Below are 22333 nucleotides of genomic sequence, written 5' to 3'. Positions count from 1 at the left end.
GAGCCAGCGAAAGGGGGGGGGAAGGGGGGCTAAAGGGAAGGCCAAAGGACGGGCTCGGGGGCCCCCCCCCCCCCGGCCCCCTCCCCCGCGGAGAGGGGCCGGGGGTGAGGTGACGCCGGGAACGATTGCACAATTATAATCGCCCAAGCCCATCCGCAATGCCCCGCAAAAACCCCAACTTTCCGGCCTCAACCAACTCAATTCCCACCCCTTATGGAACGACGCCAATTTACCCAGCTGACCGGCGCCGCGCTGGCCGGCTCCCTGCTCACCAATAATGTCATTGCCTCGGCGCTGGCGCCTAAGAAAAAGCGCGTGGCCATGGTGGGCACCGGCCACCGCGGCTTGGGCATGTGGGGCACGCCCGTGCTGGCCGAGCACGGCAACAGCATGGAATTTGTGGGCCTCTGCGACATCAACCCCGGCCGTGTGGCCACCGGCAAAAAGATGCTCGGCGTGAGCTGCCCCACCTACACGGATTTCGACAAGATGATGAAGGAAACCAAACCCGACGTTCTCATCGTGACCACAGTGGATGCCACGCACAACGAATTCATTGTGAAGGGCCTGGAATACGGGGCCGACATCGTGACCGAGAAGCCGATGACCACCGACGAGAAGAAGTGCCAGCAGATTCTGGACGCCGAAAAGCGCACCGGCAAGAACGTGAAAGTCACCTTCAACTACCGCTACTCGCCGCACCGCCAGAAGCTGTATGAAATGCTGCGCTCAGGCGTGATTGGCAAGGTTGAGGCGGCTGATTTTCACTGGTACTTAGATGTGCACCACGGGGCCGACTACTTCCGCCGCTGGCACCGCCTGCGCCAGAACAGCGGCTCGCTGCTGGTGCACAAAGCCACCCACCACTTCGACCTGCTGAACTGGTGGCTGGAATCGGACCCCGAGGAAGTTTTTGCCTACGGCCGGCTCGATTTCTATGGCAAAAACAACGATTTCCGGCACACCAACTGCCGCCCTTGCCCTTACAAAGACAAGTGCAAGTTCTACTTCGACATGACCAAGGACAAGCGCCTGATGGCCATTTATGCCGACAACGAGAATTACGACGGCTACCTGCGCGACGGCTGCGTGTGGAAGGAGGACATCGACATTTTCGACAAGATGGCGGTGCAGATAAAGTACGCCAACAACGTGCAGGTCAGCTACTCGCTCACCACGCACTCGCCCTACGAGGGCTACCGCATTGCCTTCAACGGCACCAAGGGACGGCTCGAAGCCTGGATTAAGGAGCGACAGCCGTGGGAAGAAGAGGCGTTCGATGAAATCCAGCTGACCACCAATTTTGGCAAGCGCGAAATCATCCGCATTCCCAACAACGAGGAAGGCCATGGCGGCGGCGACGTGCGCCTGCGCAAGCAAATCTTCGCCTCCGATGGCAAGGACCCCTACCGTCAGGCCGCCGGCACCCGCGACGGGGCCATGTCCTGCCTGGTCGGCATCGCGGCCCGCCACAGCATCGACAGCGGCCAACCGGTCAAAATCGGCAGCCTGACCACCTTGCAGCCTTCCCCCACGCGGGGCGTTTGAACTTTATCTGGTGCCGGACGTTTGGACACAAAAAAATAATTGATGTAGTTACATCAAATGTAGCAACATTGATTATCTTTGTATCCTCAATTCACCTTATCAATTCCAACCGCCATGTCTGAAGCAACCGCCACCGCCGCCACCACCAAATGGACGCTCGACCCCATGCACTCCGAAGTGCAGTTCAAAATCAAGCACTTGGTTATCTCTACTGTCACCGGCTCGTTCAAAACCTTCCAGGGTTCGATGCAGTCGGAAGGCGACACCTTTGAAAACGCCAAAGTAGAATTCTCGCTCGACGTTGAGAGCATCGACACCAACCAGGAAATGCGCGACGGCCACCTGAAAGGCGAGGAGTTTTTCGACGCTGCCAAGTTCCCGCACATCAAATTCGAATCGACTTCTTTCGTGAAGCAAAGCGGCGACAGCTACAAGCTGACCGGCAACCTCACGATGAAAGACGTGACCAAGCCCGTGACCCTGGACGTGGAATACGGCGGCACCGCCGTCGATTTCTACGGCAACACCAAAGCGGGCTTCGAGGTAAGCGGCAAAGTGAACCGCAAGGAGTTCGGCCTCACCTGGGGCGGCATCACCGAAGCCGGCGCCATCGTGCTGGGCGACGACGTAAAGCTGTTTATCAACGTGCAGTTCGCCAAGCAGGCCGAGGCAGCTGCCTAAGCGCCTGTTGAATACGCTGAAAAGCGGCTGCTCCGGTTGGGGCAGCCGCTTTTTTTTAGCTGCTCGTGCAACGCGGCCAGTCACCTGCCGGTCAAGGTTGTGAAGCTGAGTATTCCACTTCTTTCCGCCCGCCTTATGCTACGTATTTCTTCCTCTTTATGCTTGGCTGCCGTGGTAGCGGGCTCATTCCTCGGCTGTAAAAAAGACTGCACGGAGCCTCAGCCCACCTGCTACAGCGGTAAGGTGGTGGGGACCACCTGCATGATGGGGATTTTGGTCGATGTGGACCCGGCCTACCCCATCGGCGCTCCGGCAACAGCCATCCAAGGCAACCGCTTTCTGGGCAACAACGTCATTGCCGTGGCTAATTCGGGCAACTTGGGCAGTCTGGGCCGGGTGGGCCAGCAGCTGCACTTCACTTACACAACTGCCCCGCCTTCTACGCTTGCCATCTGTTGCCTGGTGGCCGATGGCACGACGACGACCATTCCTTCCTTCGCGCTCAGCAACGTATCGACGCTGTCCTGCGATTCGACCCATGCCAACTAAACGGGCCATCAACTGTGCGCCCGGCTGTATTTGACCAGCAAAAAGGCGACCCATTTGGGTCGCCTTTTTCATTTCTCTTGTGCTTCGATTAAGCCGACAGTAGTTCCTTGTCCGGTACGCTCTGGTCCTTGAGCGTGGCGGTGCCGCGCTCGCGGCGCGTGATGCGCGAGTAGAGACTGATTTCCTGGTCGAACAGAAACTTAAAAAACAGCTTGGTGTAACTGGTGTGGGCCAGCAGCGGCTCGTAGAACTCGGGGGCCAGGGCCTTGATTTTGGGCAGGTTGTTCCACGGAATGCTGGGCATGTCGTGGTGCTCGTTGTGGAAGCCCACGTTGAGGTTGATGCCGTTGAGGCGGCCGTAGTAGGAATAGGTTTCCTGCTCGGGGCTGAGGGTGAGGTAGTGCTCCTGAATCCAGCGGGCGCCCAGCGGGTGCAGGCCCACCGAGAACCAGAAGCTGAGAAACAGGTACAACAGCGCCGTCCAGCCGAAGAAGTACACAATGGCTGCATCGAACGCCACTTGGGCCACGATGTTGGCGAAAACGTACCGGTCCACGGTGGCCACTTCGCGGCAGCGGGCCGTGCGAATGACCTGGAACAGCGGGAAGAAAAACAGCCAGATGGCCTTGCCAATGCTGTAGTTATGAATCAGCTTGGCCTCGTACCAGTCGGGCAGGTCGGCATCTAGCTCATGCACGCCCTGGAAGACGTGGTGCTTGATGTGGAAATTCTTGAAGCTGATGGCCGTGGGAAACACCGACGGAAAATTGGCCAGAATGCCGGTGGCCACGTTCTGCCACAGCTTGCGGAAAACCAAATTGTGTGCCGCCTCGTGAATGACCACAAACAGGGTGTGCGAGAAAAACGCGCCCACCAGATAGGCCACCGGAATGGTCCAGTACCAGGCCTGGTTGCGCAGGAAGTAGGCAATGGCAATCTGGGCCACCACGCAGCCCAGACCGATGAGGAAGGTGCTGGGGTTGCGCGTCATCAGCTGCTTCACCTCGGGGTGGGCCTTGATGATTTGGCGGGTGCGCACGCGGTGCGGCTCGGGGGCCGTGGCCACGGTGAAAGCGGTAGGAGCTGAAGCCATAAGAAGCAGAAAGCGGGCGCGGCAAGGAGTAGCGCGCCTGGGCTTTCAGACAAAAATACGGCAAATTGGTTCAGCTTGAAGCACGAGCTCCCAGTGGACGTGCCCGGTTAAGGCAGGCTGTTGAGCCAGGCCTCGGCGTCGGCCAGCTGGTCGAACATCTTGATTTCGAACTGGTCGCTGATGCGCAGGTGCAGGTCCTGCATCGACATCTGGCCGAACACGCCGGGGGCCAGCACCTGGGCAAAGTAACGCAGCCCAGCCTGCATGATGCGCGGCGTCCAGACCTCGGCAATCCACTGGTTGGCATCAACGAAGCGGCCCACCAGTTCGCGGTGGTCGTTGAGCAGCTTCGGGCAGGGCTCCTGCTTCAGCATCTCGATGTAGGCCAGGCCGCCGGTCTGGATGGTTTCGAGCGTTTGAATGCCGGTCCACAGGGCATGAATCCAGCCATTGGCCCGGTCGCGGGTGGCGGTGAGGTACACGTGGCCGTCGGCGCGGCGAAAGGTGAGGGTATCGGCAGGATTCACGGGCGGGGTGGGCAACTCGTAAACACGTAAAAAAAGCAGGTAGCCAACGCCTTGCGCTTACATCTGCAGCAGCCAGGCTTTGGCGGTTTCAAGGTCATCAAACGTGGCCACCACCGGATTGCCAGCGGTGAACTGCAGGGTGAGGTCGGTTGAAAGTCGGCTGTAAATATTGGGCGAATATACCCAGGCAAAATAGCGCAGGCCAGCTGCCGTCATGGCCGGAAACCACTCCTTGCCGCCCCATTCGGCGGCCTCGCTCCACATGCTGGTTACGCGGGTGTTGTCGTTCAGCACCTTGCTGCAGCGCTGCAGCTGCAGCAGCCGCAGGATTTCCAGGGCGCCGTGCTGCACGCTGCGCAGGTCCTGGTCGCCCTGCCAGTCGGCGTACAGCCACTCGTTGAGGTGGTCGTAGGCAATGATGATGTGCGGTGCTTCGAGTAAAGTTTGTAAGGACATAGCGCGGGGAAAGAGCAGTGCGGCCTGCTACGACAAATACGTACCAAAGGATACAAACCAACTTCCCGACCTTCGGCCAAGTCTCAGCTATTGGGCTACTTACTATTCTTTCTCACTGTTCATTATATGCTCATGCGTTATAAATACGTAGTTTGTTTTTCGCCTGCAGAGAAGGCTTGCTGGTTTCAACTGGTATTCCGGCTCCGTTAGCAGCTCCGGTCGTAGGTGCTGCCTTCGCGCAGGCCGGTTTTGCCGGCAGCTGCAAGCCAACCAAGGCCCTGTTTCGTATAGGATATTATGCCCGTGTAAGGCCGGTGCGCCGGCGGCGTCTACCGAACCGAACAGCCGTTTACGGCGCTATTCCCGACTCCTGATATTCCATGAAAAACCGTTTGAAATCCCTCGGCAGCCTGGGCCTGCTGGCCTTCACGTTTGCCTGCGGCTCGCAGCAGCCGGCCGATGCCCAGAACCCGCCCCGCTCCACGGCCGGCTTTGCCCCGGCCAACCTAACGGGGCTGGCCGTGGCCACGTTTGCCGGCGGCTGCTTCTGGGCCCAGGAAGAGGCCTTTGAGGAAATAAAGGGCGTGAAGCAAGTGGTGAGCGGCTACGCCGGCGGCACCAAGGCCAACCCCACCTACGAGGAGGTAGCCGACAAAACCACCGGCCACACCGAAACCGTGCAGATTTACTACGACCCCAAAGTGGTGAGCTACCAGAAGCTGGCCGACATTTTTTTCACCGCCTCGCACGACCCCACGCAGCTCAACCGCCAGGGCCCCGACGCGGGCCCGGAGTACCGCTCGGCGGCTTTTTACCGCACCCCCGAGGAAAAGAAAATTCTGGAAGAAACCATTGCCCGGGTCAACGCCTCGAAGGAATACCCCGGCAAGATTGTGACCCAGGTGGTGCCGTTTCAAAAGTTCTGGCCGGCCGAGGATTACCACCAGGGCTACTACCGCCTGCACCCCGAAAACCCGTACATCACCAACGTTTCGGCCCACAAAGTGGAGCACGTGCAGCGGGTATTTGCCAAAGACCTCAAAAACCCGCTCTAGGCCGAGGTTAGGCCCCTGAATGCGAAGCGGCAAAAAGTCCTGGCTATCAAGGCCAGTGCTTTTTGCCGCTTCGTGCGTCCGGGCACAATGCAAAGAACTATCTTTGATAATGCAAGCCGCACGCGGCTGGTCGTGCTTCGCTGTCTTTGCCGTTTATGTCCGCTACCCCTCTGCCCACCCTGGATTTTGAACTGCTCTTCGCAGCGCTGCCCGCTCCGTTTGTGGCCCTGACCCCCGACGGCACCGTGCTGGCCCTGAACACGGCCATGCAGGCCTTGCTGGGGCCGGCCGTGGCCCCTACCCTGCCCGGCCAGCCGTTAGCCGCTTTTCGCAAGGCACTGGCCGCGGCGGGCAGCGTGCTGGCATCCGCGCCCGCCTGGAAGGCGGCGCTGGCGGCAGCGCAGGCGGGCAACACCCAGGTTATTCGCCCCGAATGGGTGCCCGGCGCCGGCACTGCGGCCAGCCGGCCCGAGCCTACTTATTGGGAAGCCACCCTGCAGCCCGTGCCGGCCACGCCGGGCGAAACCGACGGCGCGCCGCGCTTCATCCTGCTGCGCCTGCTGGATGTGGGCGAGCAATTGCGCACGGCCGTGGGCAACAAGCTTTACGAAGAGTCAACCTTCATTGCCGAACGCCTGCCCTTGCTGCTGTGGTCGGCTGATGCGGCCGGGCAGATAACGTTCGCCAACCAGAACTGGTACAACTACACCGGCTTTACTCCGAAGCAGACCTATGGCGAGGGCTGGCTGAACGCCGTGCACCCCGCCGACCACGAGAGCACCCTGCTGCGCTGGCACGAGTGCCTGGCCACCGGCGAAAGCTTTGAGCTGCGCTACCGCCTGCGCCACGGCGCCACGGGCGTGCATCGCTGGCACCTGGTAAACGGCTTTGCCCAACACGACGCCGAAAGGCGCATCCGGCAGTGGTTTGGCAGCATCACCGATGTGGACGAGCAGCAGCGCAGCCGCGACCTGCTGGAAGGCCAGCAGCGCAGCATGCAGCGCATTCTGGACCAGCTGCCGCTCACCGTGACGACCATGGAAGGGCCCGACCACACCTTCACGTTCCTCTCGGCCCGCGCCCAGGAAATGATGGGCCCGCGCGCCGCCGTGGGCCGCACCGTGGCCGAGAGCCTGCCCGAAGTGGTGGCCCAGGGCTACGGGCAGCTGCTGAGCGAAGTGCGCGACACCGGCGTGCCCCGCTTTGGCCACGAAGAGCGCACCGAGCTGCAGGACCCGGCCACCGGCGAAATCCTGCAGCGCTACACCGACTATGGCTACCTGCCCTTGCGCAGCGGCACGCAGCTGGGCGTGCTGGCCTACGGCCTCGACGTGACCGAGCAGGTGCTGACCCGCAAACGGAGCGAAGCCCTGGCCGCCGAAAACCAGCGCCAGCAGCAGCAGTTCCGTCAGCTCACCGAGCTGATTCCGCAGCTGGTGTTCCGGGCCGACCCTACCGGCCAGCCCACCTACGTGAACCAGCGCTGGCGCGACTACACCGGCTGCACCACCGAGCAGCCCGGTCCGGAGCATTCGGGCCGGGCCATTATTCACCCCGACGACATTGCCGCCGCCGCCACCGCCTGGCAGGCCGCCGCCGCCACGGCCAGCTACTACGAGCTGGAGTACCGCCTGCGCCGGCACGATGGCGAGTACCGCTGGTTTTTGCTGCAAATGCAGCCGCAGTGCGACACTGCTGGCCAGGTGCTGGAATGGTTTGGCACCTGCACCGACGTGCACGAGCAGCGCCAGGCCCGCGCCCAGCTGCAACAGCAGGACCAGCGCCTGCACCGCATTCTGGAAGAGCTGCCCATCATCCTCACCCTCTACGACGGGCCGGACCTGCGCCCCAGCCTGATATTGCCCAAGGTGCAGCGCCTGATGGGCAGCCGCTTGCAGCTGGGCCGGCCCCGCCGCGAGGTGATGCCCGAAATGGTGGCCCAGGGCTACGGCGACGACCTGATGACGCGGGTGTACGAAACCGGCGAGCCCTACCACGTGGTGGAGCAGCACATCACCTTCGAGGATTCGGACACCGGCCTGAAGCGTGATTTTTATTACAACATGGGCATGCTGCCGCTGCGGCCGGCCGACGACCAGCCCGTGACTTCGGTGCTGAGCTACGGCATCGACGTGACCGAGCAGGTGCTGGCCCGCCAGAAAGCGGCGGCTCTGCAAGCCGCCGTGCAGGCAGCCGACGCGCGCCTGCGCCACCTGGCGGCCATGCTGCCCATCATCACCTTCACCACCAACGCCCAGGGCCAGACCACCTACATCAGCCCGCAGTGGTACGCCTACACGGGCCAGGCGCTGGGCGGGCCCTGGTCGGAGGTGGACGCCGTGTGGAGCGACATGCTGCACCCCGACGACCGCGCCGAGGCCAGCCGGCAGATTCAGCACAGCATCGATACGGCCCAATTGGGGCGTGTGGAAGTACGCCTGCGCCGGCACGACGGCCAGCACCGCTGGTTCATGACCGAAGCCGTGCCGGAGCTGGACGCCGACGGGCGCCTGCTGCGCCGCTACGGCTACTTGCTGGACGTGCACGACCTGCGCGAGCGCACCGAGGAGCTGGCCCGCAGCCGCCAGGACTTCGCCGCCCTGGCCGACAACATGGCCCAGCTGGCTTGGATGGCCGACCCGTCGGGGGCCATTTTCTGGTACAACCAGCAGTGGTACGCCTACACCGGCTCGACCTTGGAAGAAATGCTGGGCGACAAGTGGCGCACGGTGCACGCCCCCGAAACGGTGACCGGCGTGGTGGAGCGCTACCTGGCTGCCATCGAGGCCGGCCAGCCCTGGGAGGACACCTTCCCGCTGCGCCGGCACGACGGCGAGTACCGCTGGTTTTTGAGCCGGGCCCGGCCCATTCGCGACGCGGCCACCGGCAAGGTGCTGCGCTGGTTTGGCACCAACACCGACGTGACCGACCTACGCCGGCTTCAGGAGCGCCTCGCCGAAAGTGAGGAAGAGCTCCGCATTCAGGCCGAGAGCATTCCGCAGCAGGTGTGGACGGCCCGGCCCGATGGCACCGTGGACTTTTACAACCACCGCACGGCCGCGTACGTGGGTGAAAGCATGGAGAAAAACGGGGCGGCGCACTGGCTTGAATTTGTGCACCCCGACGACCGCGCCCTGATGCAGCAGCGCTGGGACGCTGCCATTGCCAGCCAGCGCTACTACGAGGCCGAGTTCCGCCTGCGCCGCTACGATGGGCAGTACCGTTGGTTTCTGGGCCAGGCGCAGGCCCGCCGCACGCCCGGCGGCCAGCTCCTGAAATGGTACGGCACCAACACCGACGTGCACCAGCAGCGCCAATTGCAGGAGCAGGTGCTGACCAGCCAAAACCGCTTCCAGCAATTGCTCGAATCCCTGCCCCAGCTGGCCTGGACGGCCCGCCCCGACGGCAGCCTCAATTACTACAACCAGCGCTGGTACGAGCTGACGGGCGGCACCTTTGAGGAGCTGCGCAACTGGGGCTGGGAACAGTACATTCACCCCGACGACTTTGCCGGCACCACCCGGCGCTGGCAGCACAGCCTGGCCACCGGCGAGCCTTTCGAAACCGAGCTCCGCTGGCGCGACCGCCACGGCCAGTACCGCTGGTTTCTGGCCCGTGGCGAGGCCATTCGGGACCCGGCCGGTGCCGTGGCGCTGTGGGTGGGCGTGAACACCGACGTGCACGAGTTCAAGGAAGTGCAGCAGCAGCTCCAGGAACAGAACGACCGCCTGCGGCGCACCAACGAGGACCTGGACAATTTTGTGTACACGGCCTCGCACGACCTCAAGCAGCCCATCAACAACATGGCGGGCATCTTTGAGGAACTCACGCGCACGGCCTACTTCCGCGACCCGGACGCCATCAAGCTCATCAGCTACTTTGAACGGTCGCTGGCCCGGATTTTTGCCACCATCGACGACCTCAGCGCCATTGTGCAGGTGCAGCGCCAGCACCAGGAAATGCCCGTCGAAGCCGTGGAGCTGGCCCCGCTGGTGGCCGAAGTGGTGGCCAGCCTGCAAGACCAAGTGGCCCTGGCCAACGCCACGCTGGAACTGGACTTTGCCACCTGCCCGGTGGTGAACTTCGTGCGCCTCAACCTGCAAAGCGTGCTCTTCAACCTGCTCGGCAACGCGCTGAAGTACGCCGCGCCCGGCCGGCCGGTCAATATCCGCTTCAGCAGCACCCCCGACCTGGTGACCGGGCGGCCCATTCTTACCGTGCAGGACAACGGCCTGGGCATCGACCTGGAGCGCTTCGGGCCGCAGCTTTTTCAGCTGTTCCGCCGCTTCCACTCCCACGTCGACGGCACTGGCATGGGCCTTTACCTGGTGAACCGCATCGTGCAAAACCACGGCGGCCGGGTAGAAGTGCACAGCGTGGTAGACGAAGGCACAACGTTCCGGATTTTTCTTTAGCAACTGCCGCCCAACGATACGAACCGTTGGGCAGCAGCGCCCACCAACTCGCGGGCCCAGGTATCCCGCCGCTTACTTATTGTCGCCTGCTATGCCTGCTTCCTCCATTCCAGTACCCCCGACCAACGAACTGAACTCCATCGGGTTGGCGGAGGTGCTGCTGAACTTGTCTCCGTCGGGGATGGTGCTGCTACGCCCACTCTACGCAGACGCGGGCACGGAAATAAGTGACTTTGCCTGGGTGCAGCTCAATGCCGCGGCCCAGCAACTCCTGCACTTGCCGGCGCACCCGGCCGGCTCCGTGCTGACGGCCTTTTCCACGGCGGATGCACATGACTTGGTTGAATTTTACCGCGACGCCTTCCGCACGGGCCAGGTGGAACGCCACAGCCGCCTCTACCAGCCCAACGGCCGTGGCGGCTTCTACCAGCTGGCGGCCCAGCGCCACGCCGACCTGCTGGTCGTGAGCTTCGCCGATGCCGGAAACCAGCCGCCCACAGCCGGGGAAGAAGCCCTCGCCCTGGAACGCTCCAAAGCCTTACACCTGGCCCACGCGGCCACCGAGCAGGAGCGTGAGCAGCTCTACCAGCTATTTGAGCAAACCCCGGTGGCCATTGCCATCATGCGCGGCCCCAACCTGCGGGTGGAGCTGGCCAACCCCGCCGTGTGCGCCATTTGGGGCCGCGAGCCGGGCCAGGTGCTAGGCCGCCCCTACTTCGAGGCCGTGCCCGATACCGCTGGCCAGGGCTTCGAGCAAATTCTGGCCGATGTACTGACCACGGGCCAGCCGTTCACCGTCACCGAAGCCCCCGTTACCCTGGCCCGCGCCCACACCGGCCAGCCCACGCAGGCCTACGTCAACTTTGTATTTCAGTGCCTGCGCGATGCAGCCGGCGAAATTGTGGGCCTCGTAGCCAGCGGCACCGAAGTAACCGAGCAAGTACTGGCACGCCGGCAGGCACAGCAGCTCAACGATGAGCTCACGGCCAGCAACGTGGCCCTGGAAACGCGCGTGCAAGCCCGGACCCAGGAGGCCCAGCAAGCCCGGGCCGATGCCGAAGCCGAACATGCCACGCTGGAGCGCGTGTTTGAGCAGGCCCCCATGGCGCTGGCCATCCTGACGGGCCCGACCCACGTCATCACCCTGGCCAATGCTGAAATGGGCTTCATCTGGGGTCGTTCGCCGGCTTCGGTGCTGGGCCGCAACCATTTTGAAGCCCTGCCCGACCTGGCCGGCCAGGGCTTCGAGGCCATTTTTGCCGACGTGTACCGCACCGGCAAGCCCTACTACCTGCGGGAGCTGCCCGTGCGCGTAGACCGGCGCGGCAACGGCCACCCAGACCTCGGCTACTACCACATTACCTACCAGCCCCTGCACGACGGACAAGGCCACATCACGGCCATCACGGCTTCGGCCGTGGACGTCACCCATCAGGTGCTGGCCCGCCAGCAGGTGCAGCAGCTCAACGACGAGCTGGAAACCCGCGTAACAGAGCGCACCGCCGAAGCTCACGCCGCCCTGCGCGAAGCCCAGAACCAGCGCGAGCAGTTGAACGAGCAACAAGGCCTGCTGCATCAGATTTTGGGGCAGGTACCGGCTTCGGTGGCCACGCTGATGGGGCCGGAGCATCGGTTCGTGTTTTTCAACGACCAATACCGGGCCCTTTCGGCCGGCCGTGCGGAGCTGGGCCTGACGGTGGCCGAGGCATTGCCGGAGGTGATGGAACAGGGCTTTGTGGGCATTCTTGATAACGTGTACGCCAGCGGCCAGCCCTTTATTGGAAAAGACATGCTGGTCCAACTCCTGGACAGTGCCACTGGCCAACCCAAGCAACGCTACGTCGACTTCATCTACCAACCCCTGCACGACAGCCGGGGCCAGATTCAGGGCATTCTGGCTTTTATTCTCGATACGACGGAATCGGTGCTGGCCCGCCGCCAGGCCGAAACCTTGCAAGCCGCCGCGCTGGCTGCCGTGCAGCGCCGGGCCCAGCAGCGCCAGGAGCTGTACCAGATATTTGCCCAAACGCCGGTGGCCATTGTGCTGCTGCGCGAGCCCAACCACCGCATCGACTACTTCAATCCGGCCTTTGTCGAGCTGTTTCCGCCCGAGGAGGCCGCTTCTCCGCTGCAAGGACACACCATTGCCGAAGTGTACCCGCGCATTAAAATGGCCGGCTTGGTGAAGCTGCTCGACCGGGTGTTCGAAACTGGCGAGTCGCAGGTGGTTATTGACATGCCGCTGGCCGACCTCCAGCCCGGCAGCCCGCGCTACGTCACGCTTTCGTACCAGGCCTACCGCGAGGAAGGCCGCATTGTGGGCGTGGCCGCCTTTGCCTACGACGTAACCGAGCAGGTGCTGGCCCGCCGCCAAGCCGAAACCATGCAGGCGGCCCTGCTGGCCGGTGCCCAGCGCCGGGCCCAGCAGCGCCAGGACCTACTGAGCCTGTTCGAGCGTGCGCCGGTGGCCGTGGCCCTGCTGCGGGAGCCCGAACACCGCATCGAGTACTACAACACTTCGTTCGAAAGGCTGTATCCTGGCGACGACCTGCAGGGGCGCACCGTGCAGGAAGCCTACGCCAACCTGACGACCCCGGACGTTACTGCCCGGCTCGACCGGGTGTACCAAACCGGCGAAACCTACCAGGGCTCGGAGCAGCTGCTACGCACGCGGCTATCCGGCGGCCCGGCGCGCTACATCACCTTCACGTACCAGGCCTACCGCGAGCACGACCAGATTGCCGGGGTGGCCGTGTTCATTCATGAAGTAACCGAGCAGGTGCAGGCCCGCCAGCAGGTAGAAGCCCTCAACGCGGAGCTGGCCACTACCAACGATGAGCTGAATGACAGTAACACCCGGCTTCGGCGCACCAACGCCGACCTGGACACCTTCGTGTATTCGGCTTCGCACGACCTGAAATCGCCCATCACCAACATCGAGGGCCTATTGCTGGCCCTGCGCCAGCAGCTGCCCGCCGAGGCGCTGCACGCGCCGCTGGTGCAGCGCCTGCTCCAAATGATGGACGGCGCCGTGGCCCGCTTCCAGCAGACGCTCAACCACCTCACCGACGTGACGCGCCTGCAGCAGGACTCGCTTGAGCAGACTGCCGAGGCCGTGGACCTGCCGGCCCTGGTAGAAAGTGTGCGGCTCGACATTCTGCCCGAGCTCACGGCCGCCGACGCGACCCTCACGCTGCAACTGCACGAGTGCCCCACGGTCCATTTCTCGCCCAAAAACCTGCGCAGCATTCTCTACAACCTGCTTTCCAACGCCATTAAGTACCGCGACCCGGCCCGGCCGGCCCAGATAGTGCTGCGCGGCCGCGCCGCCGCCGGCCAGGTAGTACTGGAAGTGCAGGACAACGGCCTGGGCCTGAGCGAGCCACAGCAAACGGAGCTATTTCGCCTGTTCCGCCGGATGCACACCCACGTAGAAGGCTCCGGCGTGGGCCTGTACATGGTGAAAAAAATGGTGGAAAACGCCGGCGGCACCCTCGCCGTGCAAAGCGCCCCCGGCGTGGGTTCTACCTTCACCGTCGCGCTACCGGCACCGGTTTTTCAACTGCCTTAAATTCTGAATTTTATGCTCATGGAACAATTATCCAGCATCTTGCTGGTAGACGATGATTCAACCAATAACTTCCTCAACGAGCTGCTGCTCAAAAGCCTGAACGTCAGCGACCATATTTTTGTGGCCGAGAACGGGGAGCAGGCCCTGGACATCATCGAGAACACCGTGGGCCCCAACGAGCCCGCCCTCATCCTGCTCGACGTGAACATGCCCGGCCTGAATGGGATTCAGTTCCTGGAAGCCTACCGGAAACTTCTCAAGTCCCAACACAGCGCCACGGTCATCATCATGCTCACCACCACCATGGACGCCCGCGACCTGGCCCGCCTCGACGAGCTCAACATTGCCGGGCTGGTGAGCAAGCCCCTCACCCAGGAGAAGATAGACAGCATCCTGCAGCTGCACTTTCAGCGCCGCTTATCAATCGGCAGCCCGGACCTGTAAGACGCACGTCGCCAAGGACTGGTATCAGCATGCCCGTTGAATAACCGTCATGCAGAAGCGGAGGCAAAGCACGAGCCTGTGCCGTCTGTCAGCCTGAGCGGAGCGAAGGACCTTATCACCGATGAACGATTTGCAGTAGATTAACTGGGCCAAGCGCGATAAGGTCCTTCGCTCCGCTCAGGATGACGGGTAGCCCGAGCGAGATGCTTCGGCTCCGCCTCTGCATGACGGTGCTTTACTTGTGGCCCTGCTAGTTATATTTTTGGGCAAGCGCTTCCGAATTGCCAAACCGCTTTACTTTACGAACGACTCTGGGCGACCTGGCGCCCGGTACTTTTCGCTTCTGCTTTGCTTCATTCCAAGCTCCCCGACGTCGGCGTCAGCATCTTTGCTCAAATGACCCTGCTGGCCCAGCAAACCGGCGCCATTAACCTCGCCCAGGGCTTTCCGGACTACGACCCGCCGCAAGAGCTGCTGCAGGCGCTGGCCCGCCACGCCCTCACGCCTGGCCACCACCAATACGCACCCATGCCGGGCCTGCCCCGGCTGCGCGAAGCCATTGCCGCTCAGGTAGCCCGCCTGCACATCGACGCGCCCGCCCCCGACGCGGCCACCGAAATCACCATCACGGCCGGGGCCACGGAGGCGCTGTATGCGGTGCTGGCCGCCGTGGTGCGCCCCGGCGATGAAGTGCTGGTGTTTGAGCCGGCGTATGATTTGTACGGGCCGGCCATTCGGCTGCAAGGCGGCGTGCCGCGCTACGTGCGCCTGCCCGCCCCGCACTTCCGCCCCGACTGGGAGGCCGTGCGCCGCGTGGTGTCGCCCCGCACCCGGCTGGTGATGGTGAACACGCCTCACAACCCCAGCGGGGCCGTGTTCACAGCCGAGGACTGGCACGAGCTGGCCCGCCTGCTGGCCGGCACCGATGCCCTCGTGCTCAGCGACGAGGTGTACGAGCACCTCGTGTTCGATGGGGCGCCGCGCATGAGTGCCCGCCAGCACCCCGAGCTGCGCGAGCGCAGCTTCGTGCTCTCGTCGTTCGGCAAAACCTACCACGCCACGGGCTGGAAAGTGGGGTACTGCATTGCGCCGCCTGCCCTCACCACCGAGGTGCGGCGGGTGCACCAGTTCCTCACCTTCGCTGTGAGCACCCCCACCCAGCACGCCCTGGCCGACGCGCTGGAAACCGATGCCACCGATGCCCACGCCCGCGGCCTAGCCGCCTTCTACCAGGAGAAGCGCGACCAGTTCCGCACCCTGCTGGACGGCGCGGGCTGGGACTTGCTGCCCGTGCCCGGCGGCTACTTCCAGCTGGCCCGCTACGACGCCTTTTCGCCGGCCACCGACCTGGCTTTTGCTAAATTTCTGGCCCGCGAAAAAGGCGTGGCCGTGGTGCCAGTATCAGCGTTTTACCACGATGGATTTGACGATGGCCTGATTCGATTCTGCTTTGCAAAGGAAGCCGCCACGCTGGATGCGGCGGCGAAACGGCTGCGGTAAAAAGAACGTCATGCTGAGCGCAGTCGAAGCATCTCTACCGCGCAGGTAATTCATTTACTATTGCAGTAGAGATGCTTCGACTGCGCTCAGCATGACGTTCTTTGAAACGACATCTCCTCCATATTCTCATGTCCGACCTCACTGTTTCTTTCGTTCAAACTGCGTTGCACTGGCACGATGCTGCTGCCAACCGTGCCGCCATTGGTGGGCAGTTATCCCAACTCACAGCTCCGACTGACCTCATCGTGCTGCCCGAGATGTTCACCACCGGCTTCAGCATGGAGGCTGCCAGCCAGGCCGAAACCATGGCCGGGCCCACCGTGGCCTGGGTGCGCGAGCAGGCGGCCCGGTACGATGCCGTAGTCACCGGGAGCGTCATCATCGAAGAAAACGGCGCGTACTACAACCGCCTGCTTTGGGTGCGGCCCGATGGCAGCCTGAGCCAGTACAACAAGCGCCACCTTTTCACGCTGGCCGGCGAGCAGCACACCTACACGCCCGGCCAGACTCGCCTGGTGGAAGAGTGGCGCGGCTGGCGCATCTGCCCGCTGGTGTGCTACGACTTGCGCTTTCCCGTCTGGAGCCGCAACCAACCCATCGAGCCCTACGACCTGCTGCTGTACGTGGCCAACTGGCCGGCCGTGCGCCGCACCGCCTGGATGACGCTGCTGCGCGCCCGCGCCATCGAAAACGTGGCCTGCGCGCTGGGTGTCAACCGCATTGGCCGCGACGGCCTGGGCCACGGCTACTCCGGCGACTCGGCCCTGCTCGATGCCAAAGGCAATTATTTGGTAGAAGCCCATGACCAGGGCGGCGTTTTCACCCATACCCTCAGCCGAGCCGAACTGGATGAGTTCCGGTCCAAATTCGCAGCGCTGAACGACGGCGACGCGTTTGAGCTGCAGCGTTAGCGCCATTATGAAGTAGGGGCGGGGCCTGTCCCCGCCCATCGTTGAACGATTCCAGCGTCGGATGTTCAACGATGGGCGGGGGCAGGCCCCGCCCCTACTCTTTCATGACTAGCGCACCAGCAGGCGCTGCACGGCGGTAGCGCCATCGGCCCCCTCGGCGCGCACCAGGTAAACCCCAGCGGCGAGGCCGGCCAGATTGAGGGCGTGGCTGCGCTGAAAGGTTCCCAACGTTTGCACCACGCGGCCGGATAGGTCGAGCACGGTGAGGCGGGTGGGCTGGGCGCTTTCGACGGTGGCCGTGGCCGTGGCGGGGTTCGGGTAGATGCTCAGGGCCAGAACCCGGGCTGCCTCGGCGCGGGCCGCGCTAACGGTGCCCCGGTTGCGGGTGCCGTAGCTGAGCACGCCACCGGTTTCGGTGCCCACAAACAGCTCGGGCGCGCCATCCCTGTTGACGTCGGCAGCAGCCAGGCCGTAGTGCGAGTAGATTTCTTTGCCCAGCCGGGAAAACTCATACGAGCCGCTAAGCGGATTATAAATCACGTCGTTGCGTTCCGAGAAAATGCTGCCCTGTGCCCGGTAGTTGCCAAAAAACCGCAGGTGCCCGGTTACATCGGCCGTGAGCAGGTCCGGCTGGCCGTCGCCATCGAAGTCGGCTACGGTCACGCTCAGGTTGAGCGGCCGGGCGCCTTTTTCGTCGCGGATGTGGCCGAAATCGTTGTTGGTCAGCACAAAAGCACTGTCTAGCGGTCCGCGGGCCCGGTTGCGGAAGTAGCGAAGGCTCATGCCCGGCTCGCGCACCTCGTTGGTGCCAATGAGCAGGTCAACGTAGCCGTCGTTGTCCACATCGGTGAAGCAGGGCATGTCGTCGATGGCATAAGGCAGGATGCCCGTAGTGGGCGTGTAGGTAGTGGGGGTACTGGTTGTGGCCGGCCCCCGCGGCTTGATATTGACCGCGTTGGCGGCGTTGAAAGCCACGGGCAGGCCCGCAGCGGCCGTGTTCAAAATATAGTAAATGATGTTGGTGCCCCGGTCCCAGCAGCCATAAGCCAGGTCGAGGGCACCGTCGCGGTTCAAATCGACCAGGGCAGGCTTGATGCTCAGCAGATTGAGCGACGCCAGGCCCAGGTAGTCGCTGGTCATGAGGCGGTATACCGGCCGGGCGCGCGTGCCCACGTTCCGGTAGTACGAAAGCGTGGCGCGGTACACGCCGCTGACGCGGTCGGCGTGGTTGCCAATCACCATATCGGGCAGTCCGTCGCCGTCGATGTCGCCGAAGGTGGGCGCGGCGCCCTCGCTCACGTCAATCATGTCGTTTTGCAGGAAGCCCGCCGCTTGGTAATTATACACCGGAGCGCCACTGGCCGCCGAGTTGGTGAACAGCTGCACCTGGTGGCTCATGCTCACCAGGTCGGCGCTGTTGTTCACCATGTTGGGGGCCACCACCAAATCGGGGCGGCCATCGAAATTGGCATCAAACAAATAGCCGGACGGGAACACCGGCACCTGCACGGGGGTGGCCGCCGAGGGAAAGCTGGCCGTGATGCTCGCTTGCGTGAGCACAGGCGCGGCCGTGGTTCCCTGGTTGAGCAAGCGCGTAAGTTCCGAGCAGTTGTCGCGTCCATCGAGCAGGTCCTGGTCGCCGTCGCCGTCGAGGTCGACCAGCAGCAGGCTGTGGCCGCCGGTGTGCAGGGGCTTGGCCGCAAAGCACGCCGTTTGGCCGCTGAAGCGGTAGTCGGTGCAACCACTGCACGCCTGAATGCTTCCCCAATAGGACGTGTTCAGGGTAAAACTGAGGCCCCCGCAGGCCCCGGCACTGGTGTTGAGGTATTGCTCGATGTAGGACGAGCTGATGAAATCGTACGACATAATGTCGAGCCGGCCGTCGCCGTTCACGTCCTGAATGGCCGGCAGGTTGTAGCCGCCAATGGTGAGGTTGGCCGTACCCGAGAAGTTGCCGGAAAACCGGAGTTCGTTGGTTGTGAGCTGAAACGTGGTTTTGCCATTGACCAGCACGTTGTGCAGCACCGCAATGTTGCCCCCATTGACGTAGGTAAAAATATCGGCCCGACCGTCGCAGTCGTAGTCGCGCAGCAGCACCCAACTGTTCAGGCTATCCGGAAAAATGGATTCGTACTGCGGGGCGTACTGCCAGCGCCGGCCGGCGCTGGTGCCGGGCGCCGCCACGTTCAGGAACGTGTAGCAGCGGCTGGTTTCGTGGTCGAAGGCAAAGAGGTCCTGCTGGCCGTCGTTGTTCAGGTCGATGGCGCTGAACTGGGGGGTGTTCAGGCCCCCGGCCCAGGCATTGCGCAGGGTATCGGTGCCCTGCACCACTTTGGCGGTTTCCCGGTATTCAAACCCAAATACACCTTGCGCGCGCGCGGCAACCGAAAAAGCCAGCAACGCCAGCAGCAGCATGTAAGAACGTAGCATAGAAGAGCAGCAAGTGAAAGACGAAATGGCATTGGCTGTGCTTGTAACAAAAATCACGCCCACCTTTGCAGCAAGTTACACCCAGTAGGCAACTTCCGTTCATGTCCACGCCGCTCTATTCCCAGTATCTGGCCGCCAGTGGCCTCGTCAGCACCGACTCGCGCCAGCCGCAGCCGGGCACCCTCTTCTTCGCCCTGAACGGGCCCAGCTTCCGCGGCGCGGCCTTTGCCGCCCAAGCGCTGGAAAAAGGCGCCCGCCATGCCGTGGTCGACGACGTGGTGCTGGCCGCCTCCGACCCGGCCCGCTACACTTTCGTGCCCGACCCGCTGGCGGCCTTGCAGGAACTGGCCCGGCACCACCGCCAGCAATTTCGCATCCCCGTGCTGGCCATAACGGGCTCCAACGGCAAAACCACTACCAAGGAACTGCTCACGGCGGTGCTGGCCCAGCAATTTCGGGTGCTGGCCACCATCGGCAATTTAAACAACCACATCGGGGTGCCGCTCACCCTGCTGCGCCTGCGGGCGGGCGAGCACGACTTTGCGGTGATTGAGATGGGCGCCAACCACCGGGGCGAAATTGCGGAGCTCTGCGGCATTGCGCAGCCCACCCACGGCCTCATCACCAACATCGGCAAGGCCCACCTCGAAGGGTTCGGCGGGGCCGAAGGCGTGGCCCTGGGCAAAGGCGAGCTGTTCGACTACCTGACCCGCACCGGCGGCACGGCCTTCGTCAATACCTTGGATGCCCGCCTGCCCAGCCTGGCGGCCCAGGTGCCCGTCACCGTCAGCTACCCGCGCCTGATGGACACCTACCCGGCCACCCTGCTGTCGGCGGCCCCGGCCGTGGTCCTGCGTCTGGCCGATGGCACCGACGTGGCGGCCCAGCTCACCGGCGACTATAATTTTCCGAACCTGGCCGCCGCCGCCGCCGTGGGCCGACACTTCGGCATCTCGACCACCAAAGTGGCAACCGCCCTGGCCAGCTACAATCCTCAAAACAACCGCTCGCAACTGGTGCGCACCGCCGTCGGCAACGAACTGGTGCTCGATGCCTACAACGCCAACCCCAGCAGCATGGCCGCAGCGCTGCGCAGCTTCGCCGCCCGCCCGGTAGACGCCGGCCAAACCAAGCTGGTCATCCTCGGCGATATGTTTGAGCTGGGAGAAGAAAGCGCTGCCGAACACCGCCAACTGGGCCACCTGCTCGCTGAGCTGAACCTGCCCGCTGTGCTGCTCATTGGGCCAGAAATGGCAACGGCTGCGCAAGCCGCAGGCCAGCTGTGGCACTTCCCCACCAAAGCCGACGCCGCCGACTGGCTACGTCGGCACCCCATGCGCGGCCAGCAAATCCTGATAAAAGGCAGCCGCGGCATGGCCCTGGAAACGTTGGTGGAGCTGCTGTGATTTAATGGCCTAAAACGGGCTATTTAAATTAGCCAGCGTGGGCAGGATGGCATCCTTAGGCGATACCAGTGGGTTTTCGATGTTCCAGTCGATGCCCAAGGCGGGGTCGTTCCACATTAGGCCGCCTTCGGCGGAAGGGGCGTAGTAATTAGAACACTTGTAGAGAAACAGCGTGTCCTCTTCCAAGGCCACAAAGCCGTGCGCGAAGCCGACGGGCACAAACAAAATGTTGCCTTTTTCGGCGCTTAGCTCCACTGTCGCGTGTTGGCCGTAGGTAGGCGAGTCGCGGCGAATATCCACCACCACGTCAAGCACGCGGCCCTGGGCCACCCGCACCAGTTTGGCCTGCGCGTGGGGCGGGAGCTGGAAATGCAGGCCCCGCAACACCCCCGGCTGCGATTTTGACTGGTTGTCCTGCACCCAATCAATATCGGCGGGCAGGCCCAGTCCCTGCATCACGCGGGCGCTGTAGGTTTCGTAGAATACGCCCCGCGGGTCACCAAAGAGACGAGGGATAAATTCGAGAAGGCCCGGCAGGGCATGGGTCTGTACTTGCATCGGTCACAAAGGTAGTATCGGCGCCGGGGTATCCCCTAGCCCACCGGTAAGGGAAATCAGCGTTTGGGCTGCACTTCGGCCACGGCGGCCAGATACTGCTCCAGCACGAGCCGCTCGTCGAATTTGGTTTCGGCCAGGTAGCGGCTGGCTTTACCCATGCGCTCCAGGTCGGCCTCGGACAGCTGCAGCACTTGGAGCATTTTGGCGGCCAGGTCGGCGCCGTTGCGCACCTGGCAGAGGTAGCCATTGACGCCGTCCTGCACGGTTTCGCGGCAGCCGGGCACGTCGGTCGTGACGAGCGGTTTGCCCACGGCAGCGGCTTCGAGCAGGGTTTTGGGGGTGCCTTCGCGGTAGCTGGGCAGCACCACGCAGTCGGCGCGGTGCAGGTGGGCGGCCACATCGTCGGAGCGGCCCAGGTACTCGATGTCGCCGGCTTTGAGCCATTCTTCGAAGGTGGCGCGGGGCACGCCCACGCCGCCGGCCTCGTCGAGCCCGCCGAGCAGTTGGATGCGCGTGCCGGGCACCACCGAGCGAATGATTTTGGCGGCCTCAAAGTATTCCACCACGCCTTTTTCGTACAGCACCCGCGCCACCATCAAGAACACAAACGGTGTTTGGCGAACAAAGGCCGGCGCGGGCCGAAACCGGCGCGTATCGACGCCGGAACCGGGCAGCAGGCCGGTGATTTGCTTGCGCACAAGGCCGTTATCGAGGAAGAGCTGCCGGTCGTCGCCGTTCTGGAAAAACACTTTGTGCGGAAACCGGAAGGCGAAGCGGTAGAGGCCCAGCGCCACCTTGCTCACGAAGTTTTTGATGATGAACACCGTGCCCAGCCCGCTCACGTTGTTGATGCTGGGAATGCCCGCCAGCTTGGCCGCGATGCTGCCGTAGATGTTGGGCTTGATGGTGTAGTGCAGCACCACATCGGGCCGCTCGCGCCGGTAAATCTGGTAGAAGCGGCGGGTGAGGGCCGCGTCTTTCACCGGGTTGGTACCCTTGTTTTCCATCAGAATGGGCACGAAGCGGCACCCCAGCTCGGTTTCGAGGCGGGCGGAATAATCATCGGGCGGGGCGATGGCCAGCACTTCGTGGCCGGCCGCCTGCAGGGCCCGCACGAGGCTGGCGCGGAAATTCCAAATATTCCAGCTAGTATTGATGACGAGGGCGACGCGCAAAACGGTGAGATGGT

The 22333-nt window shown here is 63.2% G+C and carries 16 protein-coding genes; 10 read left to right on the top strand and 6 right to left on the bottom strand.

The window, feature by feature from the left end; translation table 11 throughout:
- The first annotated feature begins 213 nt into the window (after positions 1 to 213).
- From JKL48_RS06095 to JKL48_RS06085, 3 genes are all read left to right on the top strand, one after another.
- Positions 214 to 1548, top strand: a complete 1335-nt coding sequence (locus JKL48_RS06095; RefSeq protein WP_201979989.1) for a Gfo/Idh/MocA family protein — start codon at positions 214 to 216, stop codon at positions 1546 to 1548.
- 114 nt (positions 1549 to 1662) lie between these two features.
- Positions 1663 to 2229, top strand: a complete 567-nt coding sequence (locus JKL48_RS06090; protein ID WP_201979988.1) for a YceI family protein — start codon at positions 1663 to 1665, stop codon at positions 2227 to 2229.
- Between the two features lie 135 nt (positions 2230 to 2364).
- A complete protein-coding gene (locus JKL48_RS06085; protein WP_201979987.1) occupies positions 2365 to 2778 on the top strand; it encodes a hypothetical protein in 414 nt (137 codons plus the stop codon).
- Between the two features lie 88 nt (positions 2779 to 2866).
- Here JKL48_RS06085 and JKL48_RS06080 read toward each other — a convergent pair whose 3' ends face one another.
- From JKL48_RS06080 to JKL48_RS06070, 3 genes are all read right to left on the bottom strand, one after another.
- The gene (locus tag JKL48_RS06080; protein WP_201979985.1) at positions 2867 to 3871 is read right to left on the bottom strand and encodes a fatty acid desaturase; all 1005 of its coding nucleotides are present in this window, start codon (positions 3869 to 3871) and stop codon (positions 2867 to 2869) included.
- 107 nt (positions 3872 to 3978) lie between these two features.
- Complete coding sequence (locus JKL48_RS06075; RefSeq protein ID WP_201979981.1) at positions 3979 to 4413, bottom strand: hypothetical protein; 435 nt, start codon at positions 4411 to 4413, stop codon at positions 3979 to 3981.
- A gap of 42 nt (positions 4414 to 4455) precedes the next feature.
- On the bottom strand, positions 4456 to 4854 hold the full coding sequence (locus JKL48_RS06070) for a hypothetical protein (protein ID WP_201979978.1): 399 nt from the start codon (positions 4852 to 4854) through the stop codon (positions 4456 to 4458).
- Between the two features lie 380 nt (positions 4855 to 5234).
- Between JKL48_RS06070 and msrA the strand changes: the two genes are divergently transcribed.
- The 6 genes from msrA (at position 5235) to JKL48_RS06040 (ending at position 16750) form a co-directional block, all read left to right on the top strand.
- Entirely contained in the window at positions 5235 to 5909 is a 675-nt protein-coding gene (gene msrA, locus JKL48_RS06065) for a peptide-methionine (S)-S-oxide reductase MsrA (RefSeq protein ID WP_201979976.1), read from the top strand.
- 155 nt (positions 5910 to 6064) lie between these two features.
- The gene (locus JKL48_RS06060) at positions 6065 to 10324 is read left to right on the top strand and encodes a PAS domain-containing protein (RefSeq protein ID WP_201979974.1); all 4260 of its coding nucleotides are present in this window, start codon (positions 6065 to 6067) and stop codon (positions 10322 to 10324) included.
- A gap of 91 nt (positions 10325 to 10415) precedes the next feature.
- Positions 10416 to 13895: a PAS domain-containing sensor histidine kinase gene (locus JKL48_RS06055; RefSeq protein ID WP_201979967.1), complete on the top strand. Its 3480-nt coding sequence runs from the start codon at positions 10416 to 10418 to the stop codon at positions 13893 to 13895.
- Between the two features lie 18 nt (positions 13896 to 13913).
- Positions 13914 to 14339, top strand: a complete 426-nt coding sequence (locus JKL48_RS06050; RefSeq protein ID WP_201979962.1) for a response regulator — start codon at positions 13914 to 13916, stop codon at positions 14337 to 14339.
- 348 nt (positions 14340 to 14687) lie between these two features.
- Complete coding sequence (locus tag JKL48_RS06045; protein WP_201979958.1) at positions 14688 to 15839, top strand: methionine aminotransferase; 1152 nt, start codon at positions 14688 to 14690, stop codon at positions 15837 to 15839.
- A gap of 128 nt (positions 15840 to 15967) precedes the next feature.
- Positions 15968 to 16750, top strand: a complete 783-nt coding sequence (locus JKL48_RS06040) for an amidohydrolase (RefSeq protein ID WP_201979953.1) — start codon at positions 15968 to 15970, stop codon at positions 16748 to 16750.
- Between the two features lie 108 nt (positions 16751 to 16858).
- Here JKL48_RS06040 and JKL48_RS06035 read toward each other — a convergent pair whose 3' ends face one another.
- Entirely contained in the window at positions 16859 to 19180 is a 2322-nt protein-coding gene (locus tag JKL48_RS06035; RefSeq protein WP_201979952.1) for a T9SS type A sorting domain-containing protein, read from the bottom strand.
- A gap of 101 nt (positions 19181 to 19281) precedes the next feature.
- Between JKL48_RS06035 and JKL48_RS06030 the strand changes: the two genes are divergently transcribed.
- Positions 19282 to 20586: a UDP-N-acetylmuramoyl-tripeptide--D-alanyl-D-alanine ligase gene (locus JKL48_RS06030; protein ID WP_201979950.1), complete on the top strand. Its 1305-nt coding sequence runs from the start codon at positions 19282 to 19284 to the stop codon at positions 20584 to 20586.
- A 9-nt stretch (positions 20587 to 20595) separates the two neighbouring features.
- Here JKL48_RS06030 and rfbC read toward each other — a convergent pair whose 3' ends face one another.
- Both rfbC and JKL48_RS06020 read right to left on the bottom strand, forming a co-directional pair.
- Positions 20596 to 21144, bottom strand: coding sequence for a dTDP-4-dehydrorhamnose 3,5-epimerase (rfbC, locus tag JKL48_RS06025; RefSeq protein ID WP_201979947.1), 549 nt, complete (start codon positions 21142 to 21144; stop codon positions 20596 to 20598).
- A 56-nt stretch (positions 21145 to 21200) separates the two neighbouring features.
- Positions 21201 to 22319 carry a glycosyltransferase family 4 protein gene (locus JKL48_RS06020; protein WP_201979944.1) on the bottom strand — a complete coding sequence of 373 codons (1119 nt, stop codon included), beginning with the start codon at positions 22317 to 22319 and terminating at the stop codon, positions 21201 to 21203.
- Between the last annotated feature and the right edge of the window lie 14 nt (positions 22320 to 22333).

The sequence above is a fragment of the Hymenobacter rubidus genome (assembly GCF_016734815.1).
GTDB classification, from domain to species: Bacteria; Bacteroidota; Bacteroidia; order Cytophagales; family Hymenobacteraceae; genus Hymenobacter; species Hymenobacter rubidus.
This window is presented reverse-complemented; position numbering and strand designations above follow the sequence as displayed.